This is a genomic window from Streptomyces sp. NPDC058469, from assembly GCF_042721125.1.
GTDB lineage: Bacteria > Actinomycetota > Actinomycetes > Streptomycetales > Streptomycetaceae > Streptomyces.
This window is the reverse complement of sequence record NZ_JBHXME010000212.1, coordinates 1-16,230: the sequence shown is the minus strand read 5'-3', so window position 1 is coordinate 16,230 and position 16,230 is coordinate 1. Positions and strand designations below refer to the sequence as shown.

Here is a 16,230-nt window from a genome sequence, read left to right as displayed (position 1 = left end):
GGCCAGGCCGTCGGCCGGCTCCCGGCTCCCGCGCAACGTACATGCAACGTGTCGATCCGTAGCCTCGCGGCGAGAGCTGCCCAACGGCGGGCAGCGCTGTTCCGGGAGGCAGACCAGGATGACCCGTTACGCGGCGCCCGGCACCGAGGGCGCGATCGTCTCCTACCAGGCGCGCTACGACCACTTCATCGGCGGCGAGTACGTGCCGCCGGCTCGCGGGCAGTACTTCGAGAACCCGTCCCCGGTGAACGGGCAGCCGTTCACGGAGATCGCGCGCGGCACCGCGGAGGACGTGGAGCGGGCGCTGGACGCGGCGCACGCGGCGGCGCCGGGCTGGGGCCGGACGTCGGTGACCGAGCGTTCCGACATCCTGCTCAAGATCGCCGACCGGATGGAGGCGAATCTGGAGCCGCTCGCGGTCGCGGAGAGCTGGGAGAACGGCAAGCCGGTCCGCGAGACGCTCGCCGCCGACATCCCGCTCGCCATCGACCACTTCCGCTACTTCGCGGGAGCGATCCGGGCGCAGGAGGGTTCGCTGGGCGAGGTCGACGACGACACCGTGGCGTACCACTTCCACGAGCCGCTCGGGGTCGTCGCGCAGATCATCCCGTGGAACTTCCCGATCCTGATGGCGACTTGGAAGCTGGCGCCGGCGCTCGCGGCGGGCAACGCGGTCATCATCAAGCCGGCCGAGCAGACCCCGGCGTCCATCCACTACTGGATGAGTCTGATCGCGGACCTGTTGCCGCCGGGCGTGGTGAACATCGTCAACGGTTTCGGCGTCGAGGCGGGCAAACCGCTCGCGTCCAGCCCGCGCGTGGCGAAGGTCGCCTTCACCGGCGAGACCACGACAGGGCGGCTGATCATGCAGTACGCCTCCGAGAACATCAAGCCGGTCACGCTGGAACTCGGCGGCAAGTCGCCGAACATCTTCTTCGACGACGTGTCGTCGGCGAACGACGACTTCCTCGACAAGGCGCTCGAAGGCTTCACGATGTTCGCGCTCAACCAGGGCGAGGTGTGCACCTGCCCGTCCCGGGCGCTCATCCAGCGCGGCCACTACGCCGACTTCCTCCAAGCGGCCATCGCCCGCACCGAGTTGATCAAACCGGGCCACCCGCTCGACACGGACACGATGATCGGCGCGCAGGCATCCAACGACCAGTTGGAGAAGATCCTCTCCTACCTGGACATCGGCCGACAGGAAGGCGCGAAGATCCTCACGGGCGGCGAACGCCTCGACTACGACGGTGAGTTGAAGGGCGGCTACTACGTCCAGCCGACCATCTTCGAGGGCGACAACCGGATGCGAATCTTCCAGGAGGAGATCTTCGGGCCGGTGGTCTCGGTGACGTCGTTCGACGACTTCGACGACGCGATCAAGATCGCCAACGACACGCTGTACGGTCTCGGCGCCGGTGTCTGGACCCGTGACATCAACACGGCGTACCGCGCGGGCCGGGCGATCCAGGCGGGCCGGGTGTGGACGAACTGCTACCACGCGTATCCCGCGCACGCGGCGTTCGGCGGCTACAAGCAGTCCGGCATCGGTCGTGAGAACCACAAGATGATGCTGGATCACTACCAGCAGACCAAGAATCTTTTGGTGTCCTACTCGCCGAAGAAGCTGGGCTTCTTCTAGGCCCTCCAGGCCCTCCAGGCCCAGCGGAAAGCGTGCCTGAAAGGGTGTCTGAACTGGGAGAACTCCCGTCAGGCACCCTTCATGGTGACCGCTCAGGCCGCGAGGCGAAATAACCCGGTGAGGGTGGTGTCACTGGGCACGGCCGAGTTGGTCGGCCAGGCCGGCCAGGCCGTCGGCGTGCAGGTCGAACCCGTCCGCGGAGGTGGGCGGGTCGCCGACGGGGCGGGCGACGTAGGCGGTGCGCAGGCCGAGGCCCTGTGCTCCGCGCAGGTCCCAGGCGTGGGCGGCGACCATCAGGAGCCGTCCGGGCGGTCGTCCGGAGACGGTGACGGCCAGTTGGTAGACCGCCGGGTCCGGCTTGTAGGTCCGGGCCTCCTCGGCGGACAGGGCCTGGTGCCAACGCAGTCCCGCGTGGGCGTTGAGTTCCAGCAGCGCCGTCCGGCTCGCGTTGGAGAGCCCGATCAGCGGGAACCGTTCGGCAAGCCGGGCGAGTCCCGCCACGGTGTCGGGCCACGGCGGGAGCCTGCGACCCGACAGTGCCAGCTCCGCTACGGCGTCCGGATCCTCGACTCCGGCGGCATCGGCGACGACCCGGGCGGCCTCCAGGTCGAGGACGTCGCTCGTGACGTAGGGCCGGACGCCGTCGAGGATGCGACGTTGCTCGCGGTCGATGTGCTGCTGCCACAGCGACAAGAGCTGCTGGATCCCGGGATCGTCGAGCGAGGGGGCGAGTTCACGGATACCCGCGCGGATACCGGCGGGTTCGTCGACGAGCGTGCCGAGCACGTCGAACACGACGGCGTCGATCTCCAACTTGGTCATGAGCGAGGTCTCCTGGACGAAGCGGGGGCGTAGGAGTGGCTGTTGGCCGAACGCGGCTGGAGGCCATCCGGATTCCCTGACCGCCCTGCCTGTATGGCAACAGCGCACCAACGTCGCCGACCACCGCGCCCGCGAAGCCACAACACAGCGGCGATAGGGGTCAGTTGAGGACGACGCTGCACGAGGGAACGCAGTGGGCGTGGCGGGAGGCCTTCGCGTAGTCGATCGTCCCGGGGTACCGCTCGACGTGGTCGAGCCGAAACGCAGCCCCCGACACCACGCCGCGACACCCCGCGGCCGACAGGAGCACGGCCGCCAAAATCGAGGAATCCCGTGTGCCCAGGCCTTGATGTGACGGAAGATCCCCGTATGACTCAACATCAGAGCGACCCGGCGTCGGCGACCGGCGCGGCCGATTCCTACCTGGCGGGACTCCGTGAACGGCTCGCCGCCGACGGGTCGGTGGTGACCGCGACCACCTGGCGCGACCGCCCGGTGATGATAGGCAGCCGGTCGGACCGCAAGGCGCGGTGGTTCGGCACCAAGGCGGAGCTGTTCGTCCTCGCCGCCTCGGTCCCCGAGGTCGACCAGGCCCTGCTGACCGAGTACACCGGGTGGGCCCTGGACTACGCGAAGAACCTGCGGGGCGGGCTGTCCGGCGCCCGCAACGCCGCGCTGATCCTGCCCGCACTGGTCACCGGCAACGCCCAGCCTGACGCGCGGACGTGGGCCGCCAAGGACGCCAGGGTCCTCGGAACGTCCCTGATCGGGCGCCCCATCACCGTGGAGACGTCGGGATCGGGAGTCATCCGGGTGACCATGTACCGGGGCGGGAGCATGTACGGCGGGATGTTCACAGGGCACGTCCTGGAGAAGGCGGCACTGTACTTCCCTTAGTACTTTCCGGAGTTGGCCGGGCAGGGGCCCTGGTTCTGAGCCCGGCGCCGGGCCCGGGCCCGGGCCCCATCCGGTCGAGAGCCTGCTTGAACATGCGGAAGCTTCGCTCGACATCGCAGCATCGCAGCGCCAGAGACCGGAGCACCGAAGGCACCGAAGCACCCTGCAGAGAGCGAAGTGACGCTCAGCCGACGGGCCAACGGGTCTGCGGGCAGGCCAGCCGGAAGGTCAGCGGGGGGCGGCAGGCCGAACAACAACCCCAGCCGCGTCAGCCAATCGCTTCCGGCATCGGCCGGACGTCGTAAGCGAGGCTGATCGCGTCCCCGCCCGCCGGGTCCCCCAGTTCGACCCGCCAGCCGTCCGCGAACTGGTCGACGCCCGAAGCCATGGGAATGGTCCCGGAGATCAGAACAGTCCCGGGGATCAGCTCGCCGCGGGAACGCAGAACCTCAACCCAGTAGCCCGGGGTGAGGAGTTCGGCGAGCGTGCCGGTCTGGATCTCGGTCTCCGTGCCGGCGTGGCTGACCCACGCGCGCAGCGTGATCTCGTCGATGCGGGACTCCACGTCGGCCAGGCGCCAGGCGCGGCGGGCGAGGACGTCGGGGCCGGCGTTCTTGCTCCACGCCACCCCGTGGACCTCCAGGTCGCGGTCGGTGTGGTCGCACGCGGCGGTCAGCAGCAGTTCCCCGCCCTCCGCGACGACCAGCGCCCACTCGGCCTCGCCGGAGGTACGGCCGTGCTGGACCGCGACGCGCTCCGTCTGCTGGGCGAGGTACGGGGAGACGGGGTAGAGCGCCGGCGTCACGGACGGACCCGGCACGCCCAGCTCGGCGAGTTCCGCGACGTGCGCGGCGACGTCGTCCTGGCTGCGGCCGGCGTACCCGGCGTTGAGGACCTGGACGACATCGACCTCGCGCGTCGATCCGTCGGGCAGTTCGAAGGTCAGCACGGACATGAGGGCACTCCCAGGGATCGGGGAACAGGGAACGGGCACGAGCAACGGGGATCGGAGATCAGGGATCGGAGGGATCAGGGATCGCGAAACGGGCCCGCGGAACCTGATTTCTCCACGGTTAACTTCCGGCGCAGGGCTTGCGCATACGACCTGTATACAAGAAGTATGCCGGAAGGTCGATGTCCCCGAGCAAGGATGGGCTCCATGCACGACACCCCGAAGAGCGACGCCGGCGCCGCGCGGAGCGGCGACACCGCCGCCGCGGAGAAGAGCTCCGGCGTCCGCCGCGCCTTCGTCGCGAGCCTCACCGGCACGGCCCTGGAGTGGTACGACTTCGCCGTCTACTCCGCCGCCGCGGCCCTCGTCTTCGGCGATCTGTTCTTCCCGTCGGAGGACCCGCTCACCGGCACGCTCCTGGCGTTCTCCACCTACGCGGTCGGCTACATCTCCCGCCCCCTCGGCGGATTCGTCTTCGGCCGGCTCGGTGACGTGATCGGCCGCAAGAAGGTGCTGATCGCCACCCTCGTCCTGATCGGCGTGGCCACCTTCATGATCGGCCTGCTGCCCGCCTACGGCACGATCGGCGTGGCCGCGCCGATCGCCCTCGTCGTGCTGCGCTTCGCCCAGGGCGTCGGCGTAGGCGGCGAGTGGGGCGGCGCGGTACTGCTGTCCAGCGAGTTCGGCGACTCCCGCCGCCGGGGTTTCTACGCCTCCGCCGCACAGGTGGGCCCACCCGCGGGCAACCTGCTAGCCAACGGTGTGCTCGCCGCCCTCGGCGCCCTGCTGACCGAGGCGCAGTTCGAGTCGTGGGGCTGGCGTGTGGCGTTCCTGCTGTCCGGCGTCCTGGTCGCCTTCGGGCTGTGGATCCGGGCCAAGCTGGAGGAGACCCCGGTCTTCAAGGCGATGGAGGCCGAGCAGTCCCGCCCCCAGACCCCCGTCCGCGAGATCTTCACCACCCAGCCCCGCGCCCTCACCGCCGCGATCCTGTGCCGGGTCGGCCCCGACGTGCTGTACGCCATGTTCACTGTCTTCGTGCTGACCTACGCCACCCAGGAACTCGACATGTCGCGCGGCTCCGCCCTCGCGGCCGTCCTCATCGGCTCCTCGGTCCAGGTCTTCCTGATGCCCCTGGCCGGCGCCCTCTCCGACCGCGTCAACAGGCGCCTGCTGTACGGCGTTTCAGCGATCGCCGCCGCGGTGTGGCCGTTCGTGTTCTTCCCGATGGCCGCCGGCGGTTCCTGGCTGCCGCTCGCCGCCGGAGTCCTCGTCGCCCTGGTGATCCACTGCTGTCTCTACGGCCCCCAGGCCGCCTTCATCGCCGAACAGTTCTCGCCCCGGCTGCGCTACACCGGCTCCTCGCTGGCCTACACCCTGGCCGGAATCATCGGCGGCGCCATCGCGCCACTTCTCTTCACCACCCTGCTCAGCGCCTACGACAGCTGGGTACCGCTCGCCCTCTACATCGCCCTCGCCTCCGCGATCTCCCTGGTGGGCGTCCTCCTCGGCCGCAACCCCGAGGCCGCCGTCGACGAGGACGCACAACTCGCCGCGCCGAAGACCCCGGCCGCGGCGGACCTCCCCCTGCCCCACTGAGAACAACAGCCACAGAGCCCCGACGTCGAGAAGGAGGCACCGCCCATGCGGATCGCCCTCAGCCAGCTCACCACCGGCCCCGACCCCGAGAAGAACCTGCGCCTCATCGAGGAGTGGACGCGCCGCACCGCCGACGCCGGAGCCCGTGTCGTCGTCTTCCCGGAGGCGTCGATGGCCTGCTTCGGCACACCGCTGGCCCCGCTCGCCCAGCCCCTCGACGGGCCATGGGCCGACGGCGTCCGCGAGATCGCCCGGGCAACCGGCACAGTCGTCGTAGCCGGCATGTTCACCCCGGCCGACGAGGGACGCGTGGCCAACACCCTGCTGGCCACCGGCCCCGGCGTCGAGGAGTCGTACGACAAGATCCATCTCTACGACGCCTTCGGCTTCCGCGAGTCCGAGACGGTCGCCCCGGGTTCCCGCCCCGCCGTGATCGACGTGGACGGTGTCCGGCTGGGCCTGGCCACCTGCTACGACGTCCGTTTCCCCGAGCTGTTCCGGGCGCATGCCGACGCCGGGGCGGTGGGCACACTGCTGGCGGCCTCCTGGGGCGCCGGCCCCGGCAAGCTCGACCAGTGGGAACTGCTGGTGCGGGCCCGCGCGTTGGACGCCACGGTCTGGGTCGCCGCCGTCGGCCAGGCCGACCCCGGCACGGGCCCGGGCCCTGTGCCGACCGGCATCGGGCACAGCCTGGTCGTCGGCCCCGACGGGACCGTACGGGCCTCCCTGGGCGCCGAGCCCGAGCTCCTCGTGACCGACCTGGACGTCAACGAGGTCGGCACTGTCCGCGAGAAGACGTCCGTACTGGCGAACCGGCGGCCGGAGGTGTGGCGATGAGCGGGCCCGAGCTGGAGTTCCACCGGCCTGACGGACCCTGGCGTGCCCCGGCCGGCGCCGGACCCGGCGTCGAGGAGTGCGTCCTGGCCGAGGACCCGGAAAGCGGGCGGCGTACCGCGCTCGTCCGCTGGGCGCCGGGCACGGACACCTCGGCCGCGGGCGTGGCCCTGCACGACGTATGGGAGGAGGTCTATCTCGTCGAGGGAGCGATGCACGACCTGACGCTGGACCGCACCTTCACCGCGGGCATGTACGCCTGCCGTCCTCCGGGCATGCCGCACGGACCCTGGACCTCGACGGACGGCGTGACGATGCTCGTGATCACCTACCCCTGATCCCTGCGGGCGCAGGAGCGTGCGTCCTCGGGAGCGTGGGCTCAGCCGTCGAGGAGCACCTTGAGGGTCGACTGCAGGTGGTGGTCGATGGCCGCGCACGCCGCCTGCGCGTCACCGGCGGCGAGGGCGTCCACGATGGCCTCGTGCTCGTCGAGCACCGCCTTCTGCCGGCCCTGCTGGTTGAAGACGGCGACCACCCCGGCGCGGACCTGGCGGCTGCGCAGGCCGTCGTAGTGCCGGTCCAGAAGGGTGTTGCCCACGGCCGACACCAGGGACGCGTGGAAGCGGTGGTCCACGGCGATGAACTCGTGGGTCTCCTCGGCGCCGGTGAGCGCGCGCTGCTGTTCCAGCAGGGAGCGCAGTTCCTCCAGGGGCACCCGCTCGGCCGCGACGAGCCGCTCGGCCGCGTACCGCTCGACCAAGCCGCGCAGTTCCATCAGCTCCCGGACCTCCCGCCCCGTCAGAGGTGCCACCCGGGCACCGCGCTTGGGCACGAGGTCGACCAGGTCCTCCGCGGCGAGCATCAGCAGTGCCTCGCGGATGGGGGTGCGGGAGACACCGATACGATCGGCGAGCTCCTGCTCCGACAGGAAGGCCCCCTGCATCTCGGGGTCCGTCAGCACCGTGTCCTTGAGATACGCGTAGGCCTTCTCCCGACCGGACGCCACGGCAACCCCCAGACATCGCATACAGTTTGTATACAGACGCTACCACGCGCGTTCCCGCCCGACAGAGCCGTAGGGCGTCGGTCGGCAACCCGCCTCCGGAAGCCGGTGCCGACGCAAGAGCCGCGGTCTGTAGATAGAGTTCGACGGACTGGACTCCGATCAGAGCCCTTTGACGTAACGGCCTGGCGTTCGGCACACGGCCCCGCCAGGCAGAGGGTGCAACACACCGAAAGTGACAGAATTGACCATGAGTAACGTCTACTTCGACATCACCATCGACGGCGCCCCCGCCGGCCGCATCGTCTTCAACCTCTTCGACGATGTCGTCCCGAAGACCGCCCGCAACTTCCGCGAGCTGGCCACCGGGCAGAACGGTTTCGGCTACGCGGGTTCCGGCTTCCACCGCGTCATCCCGCAGTTCATGCTGCAGGGCGGTGACTTCACCAACCACAACGGCACCGGTGGCAAGAGCATCTACGGTGAGAAGTTCGCGGACGAGAACTTCACCCTGAAGCACGACCGCCCGTACCTGCTGTCGATGGCGAACGCCGGCCGCAACACCAACGGCTCGCAGTTCTTCGTCACCACCGTCGTCACCTCGTGGCTCGACGGCAAGCACGTCGTCTTCGGCGAGGCCGTCGAGGGCACGGAGATCATCGACAAGATCGAGTCCCTGGGCTCGCAGTCGGGCTCCACCAAGGCCAAGATCGAGATCGCCGCGTCCGGCGTCATCGAGGGCTGAACCAGACCCGTACTCGGTCGTGACCGCGGGCCCCAGGGATGATGCTTCGTCCCCGGGGCCCGCGGCATGTCCAGGGCGGGACCGGTGAACGCCCGGCGCGACGTGATCGCCGTCGCCATCGCCGTCGCCGTCGCCGTCGCCATCGCCGTCGCCGTCGCCGTCGCCATCGCCGTCGCCGTCGCCGTCGCCGTCGCCGGAAGGCTGATGTCGCCCGGCAGCCTGTTGTGGACCGCGGGGGCGGACGCCACGCAGGGGTCGGCGCACGCCCTCAGCCCTGCAAGGTCCGGCGCAGGAAGTCCGTGATCAGGTCCATCGTGCGGCGGGTGGACCAGAGCCGCCCGACCTCCTCATCGTCGAGGACGGCCAGGTCGCCGTGGCCGGCGCCGAGGAGGACGACGCGGGTCGAGTCGGCGCCGTGCGCGCGCAGGGCCTCGTGCAGCAGCAGCGTCTGGCTGGGCGAGACGGCCGGGTCGGCGGTTCCGTGCAGGAGCAGGAAGGCGGGCAGCGCCGGCGTCGAGTCGAGGTGGCTGAGCGGGTTCGCCTCGGCGGCGGCCTGCGGGGCGTCGGCCAGAGACGCGCCGCTGGTCCGGCCGTTGACGAACATGGCGGCGATGTTGTCCGCTCCCTCGTACGTGGCCCGGGTCACCGGATCGAAGTCGGCCGCGAGCCGGGTCAGGTCCGAGGGACCGAAGTTGTCCACGACGGCCTGGACCCCGGCGTCGGGGTCCGTGATGCCGAGGTCCGTAGTGGCGAGGGCTGCGGCCTCGGGGTCCGTTGCGACGGGATCAGACAGGGACCGGCCGCCGAGGATTCCGGTCATCGCCGCCAGGTAGCCCCCCGCCGACTCGCCCCACAACGCGACACGCTCCGTATCAATGCCGTACTCCTCGGCATGGGTACGCAGGTCGGCTGTGGGGTCAGCTGCGGCGAACTCGGGGCGCGGGGTGGTGGGTTCGGGCACGGTGTCACATCCTCTGGGGCCGGGAAGGCGGCGTGCCTTCGCTGCGATGGGGGCCGGAGTGGAGATCCGTGGGGCGTCCTCAGCTGGTCAAGAAGGAGTCCAGGAGGTTGTTGACCAGGTCCGGGCGGGTGGCGAACGCGAAGTGGTCCGCGCCCGGCAGCTCGGCCAGGCGGGCGCGGGCGATGGTGTTGCGCAGGTGCAGGGAGACTCCGGTGGGCACCTCCTGCCCGATGGTGCTGGCCATCAGGAGGGTGGGTGCCTCGATGGCCGGGAGCAGGGCACGGTCGTCGTCCAGGGAGATGTTCTCGAAGAAGCCGAGCAGGGTCCGTACGCCGGCGTCGCGGCTCATCTCCCGGAACCAGGCGCCGAGTTCGGCCGCTCGGGCGGCGTCCACGTCGGCGAAGACGACCTCGGGGTCGAGTACGGCGTCGGTGATGCCCTTGATGCCGCCCTCGGCCGCCGCGTCGGTGAAGTGGGCGATCCCCTTCTCGTCGAAGCCGTAGGGCCAGTCGGCGGAGCGGCGGAACTTCGGTGAGCCGTTGATGACCGCCAACTTGCCCACGAGGTGCGGGTGTTCGGCCGCGAATCGCAGCGCGACGTGTCCCGCGGAGGCGAAGCCGACGAGCATCGGGGCCGTGAGTTCCAAGTGCTCGATCAGGGCCGCGAGGTCGGCGACGTACAGGGCGGTGACGCCGGGTACGTCGGGCGGCAGCTCGCTGGAGGCGTCGTAGCCGCGCAGGTCGAGGAAGACGTTACGGGCACGCGTGTCGAAGAACTCCCGCTGGGCCGCCCAGGAACGGGAGTCGAGGGGCCGGCCGTGCACCCAGACGACGACCGGTGCGGCGGGGTCGGTCGCGCCGGTCTCACAGTAGGCGATACGGCCGCCCGGTACGTCAAGGTGGCGGGCTTGGTCGAAGCTGAGAGACGTGGTCGTGGGCATGCCGGGGTCTCTCCCAGAGGGTTGGCAAGTCGGTGGGCCCGGAGGGCTCTACAGATCGGTGGGATACGTGACGCCGTCCAGGCCGGGGACGACGACCTTGGCGGGGTCGTTGCCGGCCTCGACGAGTTGGCGTACGGCGAAGTCGGTGACGCAGCCGGAGAGCAGTTGGCGCGGGTCCTCCAGCACCATGCGCAGCCGGGTGGTCATGGCGCGCCAGTCGTCGGGGCCGTGGATCACCGGCATCTCGCTGATCCCCGTGACGGCGGGGTCCGCCACGTCGGGAGCCGCCAACTGCCCTGGGGCGTAACGGGGATAGCCGTCGAACATCAACTCGCCCAGTTCCACGGTGGCGCGGGTGCTGCACCAGATCCGGCGCAACGGCTCCTCCAACGCGGCGACCTCCGTCAGGTCGCCGTCGACGGGGGTGGCGAAGGTGGGGGCGTGCGGGGCCATGTAGAGACGCTCCAGGGGCAGTTGGTACTCCGAGGCGCCCAGGACATGGTGGCGACACTGGAGGTGTTCCAGGTCACGCCCGCGGTGGGGCGGCCCTGTTGGCCGGCGATCACGACCATGGCGCGGGCCCAGTCGATCTTCTGCGTGGTGAACCAGCGCAGGACGCGGTGGGAGATGTCCAGGCCGGCGAGGAAGGACGTCGCGATCATCATCCGGTCGACCGGGACGGGCAGTTGGGCTCCGGGCCCGCCTTCCAGGTAATCCTCGCGCAGGGTGCGGGAGTTGAGGTACGACTCGTCGGCCAGGGCGGCGCGCAGATAGCGGGCGGTGACCGCGCACGCGTAGTCGACCAGGTCGGCGATCGCCTGCTCGCGGCCCCGGTACGCCTCCACGGCGATGGTCTCGCGCCACAGCGCGGCGCTGTTGGCGGCGCGGGAGCGCTCGACCTCGCGCAGCAGCCGCTCGGCCTCGGCACGCCAGCCGGCGTCGCCGTACTTCTCGCGCACCTGCACCAGGGTGGCCACGGCGGGGCCCAGGTGCGAGACGCCGGCCAGTTCCTTGAAACCGCGGGTGGAGAGGCGGAAGCCTTCGACGGTGGGCGGCCGGCCGTCGCCGGGATAGTGGGCGAAGTCGGCGCTGGTGGCCACGATCAGCGGGTCGGCGCTGCCGTGCTCGACGGCGGCCCGGGTCAGATGCGAACCGATGCTGCCGGGCCCGGCGGTGTAGGTCGTGAACAGGTCGACGAGTTCGGGGCTTTCGTGGGACGGCACCGGCGGATCCTTTCTCCGGATCTTCAACCAGAGCGGAATCCGAGCAACCCGAGTGGAATCCGAGCAGAAAGCCGGCACTTCGCCGGTGATCAGCGGCCCGGCCGGCGGCTCACGTCCCGGCAGCGGCGTCCTCGTGCCGCGCCCCTGGACTGACGAGTCCCGTCTCGTACGCGACGACGACCGCCTGGGCCCGGTCGCGCAGGGAGAGTTTGGCGAGGATGTGGGAGACGTGGGTCTTGACCGTGGCCTCGGAGAGATGGAGCCCGGCGGCCAGTTCGGCGTTGCTCAGGCCTTGGGCGAGCAGGCGCAGGACGTCCAGTTCGCGGGGTGTGAGGGCGGCCAGGTCGCGGTGGAGGGAGGCCGTTTCCGGGGCCCGGTGGGCGAAGCGCTCGACCAGGCGGCGGGTGATGGCGGGGGCGAGCAGCGCGTCACCGGCCCGGACCGTGCGGACGGCGGCGACGAGGTGTTCCGGCGTGACGTCCTTGAGGAGGAAGCCGCTGGCTCCGGCGGCCAGCGCCGCGTAGACGTAGTGGTCGAGGTCGAACGTGGTCAGCATGACCACACGCGGCGCGTCCACGGCGCCAACATCGGTGAGAATGCGCCGCGTTGCCTCCAGGCCGTCCATCTCCGGCATGCGGATGTCCATGAGCACCACGTCGGGCCGGGTGCGCCGGACCGCGTCGACGGCTTCCGCGCCGTCGGTCGCCTCGCCGACCACCTCCATGCCGTGGGCGTCGAGGATCAGCCGGAACCCGGTACGTACAAGGGCCTGGTCGTCGGCGACCACGACGCGCGGGGCGCGGTTCACAAATCCTCCAGGGGGATCAGGGCCCGCACCCGGTAGCCGCCGAGCGGGCGGGGGCCGGTGCGCAGGGTGCCGCCGTAGACGGCGAGGCGTTCGCGCAGGCCGATCAGGCCGCGACCGTCGCCGGTGGCCGCGGCGGGGCCGGGCCTGCCGCCGGTGTCGCTGACCTCGACGTGGAGTTCGTCGTCGCCGTACGACACCTGGACGCTCGCGTCGGCGCCGGACGCGTGCTTGACGGTGTTGGTCAGGGCTTCCTGGACCACGCGGTAGGCGGCCAGTTCGATGCCGGCGGGGAGGGGGCGGGGGGCTCCGGAGACGGTCAGTTCGACCGGTACGCCGGCGCCGCGCATGCGGCCGATCAGCGCCTCCAGCCGGTCCAGGCCCGGTTGCGGATCCAGGTTCTCCCACCCGGCCGGACCCAGGCCCAGTTCCGTGGTGAGCAGGCCCATCACGTCGCGCAGCTCCCCCATCGCCGCCCGGCCGCCCGCCTCTACGGCGAGGAGCGCCTCGCGCGCCCGCTCCGGGGACTTGTCCATGATGGTGCGGGCGGCGCCGGCCTGGATGACCATCACGCTGACGTTGTGCGTGACCACGTCGTGCAACTCGCGGGCGATCCGGGCCCGTTCGTGTTCTACGGCCCGACGCAGCTCCTCGGCCCGGGCGCTCTCCACCGCGGTGAGCCGGGTGCGGGTCTCGGCGGCCCGGAGTTTCCAGGTGCGCAGTCCGATGGCGGCCACGACGATCGGCACCGAGATGAACAGGGGCACGTACTGGGTGGGCACGGTCGGGGCGACGTAGAAGTACGGGTTGGGCGGGCCGACTTGGCCCGATCTGCTGATGACGGCGACCGCCACGGCGAGGCTCGCCAGGGTCGGCAGGCGGTGGGGGCTGTAGGCCGCCGCGCTGTAGGCGGCGATGACGCAGGCGTAGAAGGTGAGCCGGGCGACGTCGTCCGGGGTCAGTGCCGTCGCGACCGTCACGATCCACAGGACGGCGAGGGGGTAGCGGCGTCGCCACGCCAGCGACGCCGAGGCCAGGAAGACCAGGATCACCAGGTCGGTCATGCGGTACCGGTGGGCCTCCTCGTAGCCGTCGCCCCACGCGTACTGCACCGCCACGAAGGTGAGGACGAGCGCGAGCGCGGCGTCGACGAGCCGCTGTTGCCCTGTGGGGCGCGGCAATTGACCACCGGGACGCGCCAGTTGGCCACCGGCGCGCAGCAGCGCGCCGACCGCTAGGCGCAGCCGGACCGGAACCAGCCGAGCCGGGACCGACCGGGCAGCGGCCGGCCGGGCCGGGACTTCCTCTCCCACCGTCACCGGCCCATTCTCTCGGGTGGCGGCGGCGCCCGGAATCCCTCGGGCGGACGGGGCGCGTACATCCGTCGGCTACATCTCAGGGATGACGTCGTGGGCCATCGTCCCGATGCGGTACGGCAATTGGTCCGGGCGACCGGCGCGCCCGGGGCGCTCGGCTTCCTAGCGTCGTGGCATCCGATCCGAGGAGACCACCATGACGGCACCACGCCCACGACCACTACCAGCGCAGCCACTCATCGAACTCCTCGATGTGAGCCGCCGCTACGGCAGCGGGCCGCCCGCGCTGGAGGACGCGTCGCTGAGCGTGCGGGCCGGTGAGGCCGTCGCGATCCTCGGACCGTCGGGCAGCGGCAAGTCGACGCTGCTGAACCTCGTCGCCGGCCTGGACCGGCCGGACTCCGGGTCCGTCACCGTGGACGGGGTGCGGGTGGACCGGTTGGGCGAGGCCGGGGCGGCGCGCTACCGGCGGGCGAAGATCGGGATGGTCTTCCAGTTCTTCCATCTGCTGGACGATCTGTCGGTCGCCGACAACGTGGCGCTGCCCGCACGGCTGGCGGGCCTCGGGCGGCGCGAGTCACAGAGCAGGGCGGGCGAGTTGCTGGAGTCGCTCGGCATCGCCCGGCACGCCGGGGCCCTTCCGAACCGGCTGTCCGGCGGCGAGCGCCAACGAGTCGCCGTAGCAAGGGCGTTGATGAACCGTCCGCCTCTCCTCCTCGCCGACGAGCCGACCGGCGCGCTGGACTCCGCGTCCGGCGAGGAAGTCAGCCGCCTGCTACGGGAGTTGAACGCCGACGGTCAGACGATCGTCGTGGTCACGCATGACACGGAGCTGGCGCGGTCGTGCACGCGGCGCACGGTCCGGCTCGTGGACGGCCGCATCACGTCCGATGTCACCTCGGACGCCGCAACCCCCGTCACGGACCCGGAGTCCGTCCGATGAGCGCGCTGGGCCGGGTGATCCGCTCGGGCATGGCCCGTCGCCGGGTGCAGACGCTGGTGATCGGGCTGGCCACGATGCTGGCCGTGACGGCGTCCGTGCTCGGCGGTGCGCTGCTCGTGTCGTCCGAGGCACCGTTCGAGAAGGCCTTCGACCGGCAGAACGGGGCGCAGTTGACAGCACAGTTCGACGCACGGAGGGCTACAGCCGCTCAACTGGCGGCTGCCGCTCGGGTGTTGGATGCAACGGCGACGTCAGGCCCGTTCCCGACCGCGACCATCACGCCGGGGATCGACGGGCACAGCGGAGCGCCACTCTCGGTGGTGGGCCGGGCCACGTCCGGCGGTGAGATCGACAAGATGACGATGACCAGGGGCCGTTGGGTCGAGAAGCCCGGCGAGGTCGTCGTGTCGGCGGACACCGGCCCCGAGGGACGGCTCGGCCAGAAACTGGAGTTCCCGGATCTGCCCGGCAGCCCGACGCTGACGGTGGTCGGGGTGGCGCGCTCGGTCAGCCGTACCGCCGACGCATGGGTACTGCCGTCGCAGATAGCCGAGTTGACACCGTCCGGCAAGGTCGCCGGCTACCAGATGCTCTACCGCTTCGCCCACGCCGACACCGCGGCCCAGATGACCAGAGACCGCGCGGCAGTCACGGCGGCGGTACCCGCCAAGTCGCTGACCGGCGCACAGTCCTGGCTCGGCGTGAAGAAGGTCGCCACACGGGAGACCGCGCTGTTCGTACCGTTCCTGGTCGCGTTCGGGGTGCTGGGCCTGGTCATGTCGGTACTGATCGTGGGCAACGTGGTCGCCGGCGCGGTGGCGACGGGCCAGCGCCGGATCGGCATCCTCAAGGCCGTCGGCTGCACACCCGGCCAGGTCGTACGGGCATGCGCGGGCCAGGCCCTGATCCCGGCGACGGTAGGGGCAGCACTAGGTACCACCGCCGGTCACCTGCTCGCCGCCCCCGTCCTCTCCGAGACCGCGGACGCCTACGGCACGGCCGGACTCGGCGTCGAGTCGTGGGCCGATGTCACGGTGGTCGGCGGGGTGTTGGGGCTGGTCGCACTCACCGCGTGCGCGAGCGCTTGGCGGGCGGGCCGGCTGCGTACGGTCGACGCGCTGGCGGTCGGGCGCACGCCGGGCGCGGCGCGGTGGCGGTGGGCGACAGCGCCTACCTCGGCGACGGGCCGAGGCCGGTGGACACCCAGGCGGATCCTGGCGACGGCCCAGGGCCGGTGGACGACAGGGCGCACTTCGACGGCGGGCCAAGGTCGGCAGACGGCCGGACGCACTCCGGCAGAAGGCCGAGGCCGGTGGGCAGCCGGACGTATCTGGACAACGGCCGAGGACCGGCGGACCGGCGAGGACACCCTGGCAACAAGCCAAGACCCGCAGGCGCCAGGGCCCACCCCGGCGGCGAGCCGGGGCCGAGGGGCGTCCGGACGCATCTGGGCGGCGGGCCGCGACCGGCGGAGGGCGGGACGTGCCCCGACGGTTGGCCAAGACCGGCAGACGGCCGGACGAACTCCGGCAGAAGGCCGGGGCCGGTGGG

General features: G+C 71.1%; 18 protein-coding genes. 9 read left to right on the top strand and 9 right to left on the bottom strand.

All coding sequences use genetic code 11. The features are described 5' to 3' along the window. Window positions 1-118: 118 nt before the first annotated feature. Window positions 119-1,642 (top strand): aldehyde dehydrogenase family protein, encoded by a 1,524-nt coding sequence (locus tag ACFWP5_RS47295; protein ID WP_384171893.1) that lies wholly within the window; start codon window positions 119-121, stop codon window positions 1,640-1,642. Window positions 1,643-1,771: 129 nt separating this feature from the next. On the opposite strand, the gene ACFWP5_RS47290 is transcribed toward ACFWP5_RS47295, so the two are convergent. Continuing rightward, window positions 1,772-2,464: a haloacid dehalogenase type II gene (locus tag ACFWP5_RS47290; RefSeq protein WP_384171890.1), complete on the bottom strand. Its 693-nt coding sequence runs from the start codon at window positions 2,462-2,464 to the stop codon at window positions 1,772-1,774. A 369-nt stretch (window positions 2,465-2,833) separates the two neighbouring features. Between ACFWP5_RS47290 and ACFWP5_RS47285 the strand changes: the two genes are divergently transcribed. Beyond that, a complete protein-coding gene (locus tag ACFWP5_RS47285; RefSeq protein ID WP_384171887.1) occupies window positions 2,834-3,361 on the top strand; it encodes a hypothetical protein in 528 nt (175 codons plus the stop codon). 268 nt (window positions 3,362-3,629) lie between these two features. On the opposite strand, the gene ACFWP5_RS47280 is transcribed toward ACFWP5_RS47285, so the two are convergent. Further along, on the bottom strand, window positions 3,630-4,316 hold the full coding sequence (locus tag ACFWP5_RS47280) for a DUF2848 domain-containing protein (protein ID WP_384171884.1): 687 nt from the start codon (window positions 4,314-4,316) through the stop codon (window positions 3,630-3,632). A gap of 204 nt (window positions 4,317-4,520) precedes the next feature. On the opposite strand from ACFWP5_RS47280, the gene ACFWP5_RS47275 reads away from it, so the two are divergent. The 3 genes from ACFWP5_RS47275 to ACFWP5_RS47265 are packed head-to-tail and all read left to right on the top strand — an operon-like array spanning window position 4,521 to window position 7,081. Continuing rightward, window positions 4,521-5,909, top strand: coding sequence for an MFS transporter (locus ACFWP5_RS47275; RefSeq protein WP_384171881.1), 1,389 nt, complete (start codon window positions 4,521-4,523; stop codon window positions 5,907-5,909). A 45-nt stretch (window positions 5,910-5,954) separates the two neighbouring features. Next, entirely contained in the window at window positions 5,955-6,746 is a 792-nt protein-coding gene (locus ACFWP5_RS47270; protein WP_384171878.1) for a carbon-nitrogen hydrolase family protein, read from the top strand. Further along, entirely contained in the window at window positions 6,743-7,081 is a 339-nt protein-coding gene (locus tag ACFWP5_RS47265; RefSeq protein ID WP_384171875.1) for a cupin domain-containing protein, read from the top strand. The genes ACFWP5_RS47270 and ACFWP5_RS47265 overlap by 4 nt, the downstream gene beginning before the upstream one ends. Before the next feature lie 41 nt (window positions 7,082-7,122). Here the strand turns inward: ACFWP5_RS47265 and ACFWP5_RS47260 are convergent, their stop codons facing one another. Continuing rightward, complete coding sequence (locus ACFWP5_RS47260) at window positions 7,123-7,749, bottom strand: GntR family transcriptional regulator (protein WP_384171872.1); 627 nt, start codon at window positions 7,747-7,749, stop codon at window positions 7,123-7,125. Between the two features lie 247 nt (window positions 7,750-7,996). Between ACFWP5_RS47260 and ACFWP5_RS47255 the strand changes: the two genes are divergently transcribed. Both ACFWP5_RS47255 and ACFWP5_RS47250 read left to right on the top strand, forming a co-directional pair. Then, entirely contained in the window at window positions 7,997-8,491 is a 495-nt protein-coding gene (locus ACFWP5_RS47255; protein WP_384171869.1) for a peptidylprolyl isomerase, read from the top strand. Between the two features lie 66 nt (window positions 8,492-8,557). After that, window positions 8,558-8,794: a hypothetical protein gene (locus tag ACFWP5_RS47250; protein WP_384171866.1), complete on the top strand. Its 237-nt coding sequence runs from the start codon at window positions 8,558-8,560 to the stop codon at window positions 8,792-8,794. Here ACFWP5_RS47250 and ACFWP5_RS47245 read toward each other — a convergent pair. The 6 genes from ACFWP5_RS47245 to ACFWP5_RS47220 all read right to left on the bottom strand — a co-directional run bounded on the left by ACFWP5_RS47245 (window position 8,760) and on the right by ACFWP5_RS47220 (window position 13,739). Further along, a complete protein-coding gene (locus ACFWP5_RS47245; protein WP_384171863.1) occupies window positions 8,760-9,452 on the bottom strand; it encodes an alpha/beta fold hydrolase in 693 nt (230 codons plus the stop codon). The genes ACFWP5_RS47250 and ACFWP5_RS47245 overlap by 35 nt on opposite strands. Before the next feature lie 79 nt (window positions 9,453-9,531). Further along, window positions 9,532-10,392 carry an alpha/beta fold hydrolase gene (locus ACFWP5_RS47240; protein WP_384171860.1) on the bottom strand — a complete coding sequence of 287 codons (861 nt, stop codon included), beginning with the start codon at window positions 10,390-10,392 and terminating at the stop codon, window positions 9,532-9,534. Between the two features lie 48 nt (window positions 10,393-10,440). Further along, window positions 10,441-10,845: a hypothetical protein gene (locus ACFWP5_RS47235; protein WP_384171857.1), complete on the bottom strand. Its 405-nt coding sequence runs from the start codon at window positions 10,843-10,845 to the stop codon at window positions 10,441-10,443. Next, a complete protein-coding gene (locus tag ACFWP5_RS47230) occupies window positions 10,797-11,615 on the bottom strand; it encodes a DUF5624 domain-containing protein (RefSeq protein WP_384171854.1) in 819 nt (272 codons plus the stop codon). Before ACFWP5_RS47230 ends, ACFWP5_RS47235 begins: the two co-directional genes overlap by 49 nt. Before the next feature lie 109 nt (window positions 11,616-11,724). After that, window positions 11,725-12,423, bottom strand: a complete 699-nt coding sequence (locus ACFWP5_RS47225) for a response regulator (protein ID WP_384171851.1) — start codon at window positions 12,421-12,423, stop codon at window positions 11,725-11,727. Beyond that, complete coding sequence (locus tag ACFWP5_RS47220; RefSeq protein WP_384171847.1) at window positions 12,420-13,739, bottom strand: sensor histidine kinase; 1,320 nt, start codon at window positions 13,737-13,739, stop codon at window positions 12,420-12,422. Before ACFWP5_RS47220 ends, ACFWP5_RS47225 begins: the two co-directional genes overlap by 4 nt. 193 nt (window positions 13,740-13,932) lie before the next feature. Between ACFWP5_RS47220 and ACFWP5_RS47215 the strand changes: the two genes are divergently transcribed. Together ACFWP5_RS47215 and ACFWP5_RS47210 are read left to right on the top strand one after the other, a co-directional pair. Then, window positions 13,933-14,679 carry an ABC transporter ATP-binding protein gene (locus ACFWP5_RS47215; protein ID WP_384171844.1) on the top strand — a complete coding sequence of 249 codons (747 nt, stop codon included), beginning with the start codon at window positions 13,933-13,935 and terminating at the stop codon, window positions 14,677-14,679. Next, a partial coding sequence (locus ACFWP5_RS47210; RefSeq protein WP_384171841.1) for an ABC transporter permease occupies window positions 14,676-16,230 on the top strand: 1,555 nt, incomplete at its 3' end. The genes ACFWP5_RS47215 and ACFWP5_RS47210, both read left to right, overlap by 4 nt.

Excerpts from the sequence above, each read along its gene's own strand:
- ACFWP5_RS47290 (WP_384171890.1), bottom strand. The coding sequence starts at position 2,464 with ATGACCAAGTTGGAGATCGACGCCGTCGTGTTCGACGTGCTCGGCACG.
- ACFWP5_RS47240 (WP_384171860.1), bottom strand. The coding sequence starts at position 10,392 with ATGCCCACGACCACGTCTCTCAGCTTCGACCAAGCCCGCCACCTTGAC.
- ACFWP5_RS47265 (WP_384171875.1), top strand. The coding sequence starts at position 6,743 with ATGAGCGGGCCCGAGCTGGAGTTCCACCGGCCTGACGGACCCTGGCGT.
- ACFWP5_RS47285 (WP_384171887.1), top strand. The coding sequence starts at position 2,834 with ATGACTCAACATCAGAGCGACCCGGCGTCGGCGACCGGCGCGGCCGAT.
- ACFWP5_RS47270 (WP_384171878.1), top strand. The coding sequence starts at position 5,955 with ATGCGGATCGCCCTCAGCCAGCTCACCACCGGCCCCGACCCCGAGAAG.
- ACFWP5_RS47255 (WP_384171869.1), top strand. The coding sequence starts at position 7,997 with ATGAGTAACGTCTACTTCGACATCACCATCGACGGCGCCCCCGCCGGC.
- ACFWP5_RS47215 (WP_384171844.1), top strand. The coding sequence starts at position 13,933 with ATGACGGCACCACGCCCACGACCACTACCAGCGCAGCCACTCATCGAA.
- ACFWP5_RS47275 (WP_384171881.1), top strand. The coding sequence starts at position 4,521 with ATGCACGACACCCCGAAGAGCGACGCCGGCGCCGCGCGGAGCGGCGAC.
- ACFWP5_RS47280 (WP_384171884.1), bottom strand. The coding sequence starts at position 4,316 with ATGTCCGTGCTGACCTTCGAACTGCCCGACGGATCGACGCGCGAGGTC.
- ACFWP5_RS47295 (WP_384171893.1), top strand. The coding sequence starts at position 119 with ATGACCCGTTACGCGGCGCCCGGCACCGAGGGCGCGATCGTCTCCTAC.
- ACFWP5_RS47250 (WP_384171866.1), top strand. The coding sequence starts at position 8,558 with ATGTCCAGGGCGGGACCGGTGAACGCCCGGCGCGACGTGATCGCCGTC.
- ACFWP5_RS47235 (WP_384171857.1), bottom strand. The coding sequence starts at position 10,845 with ATGGCCCCGCACGCCCCCACCTTCGCCACCCCCGTCGACGGCGACCTG.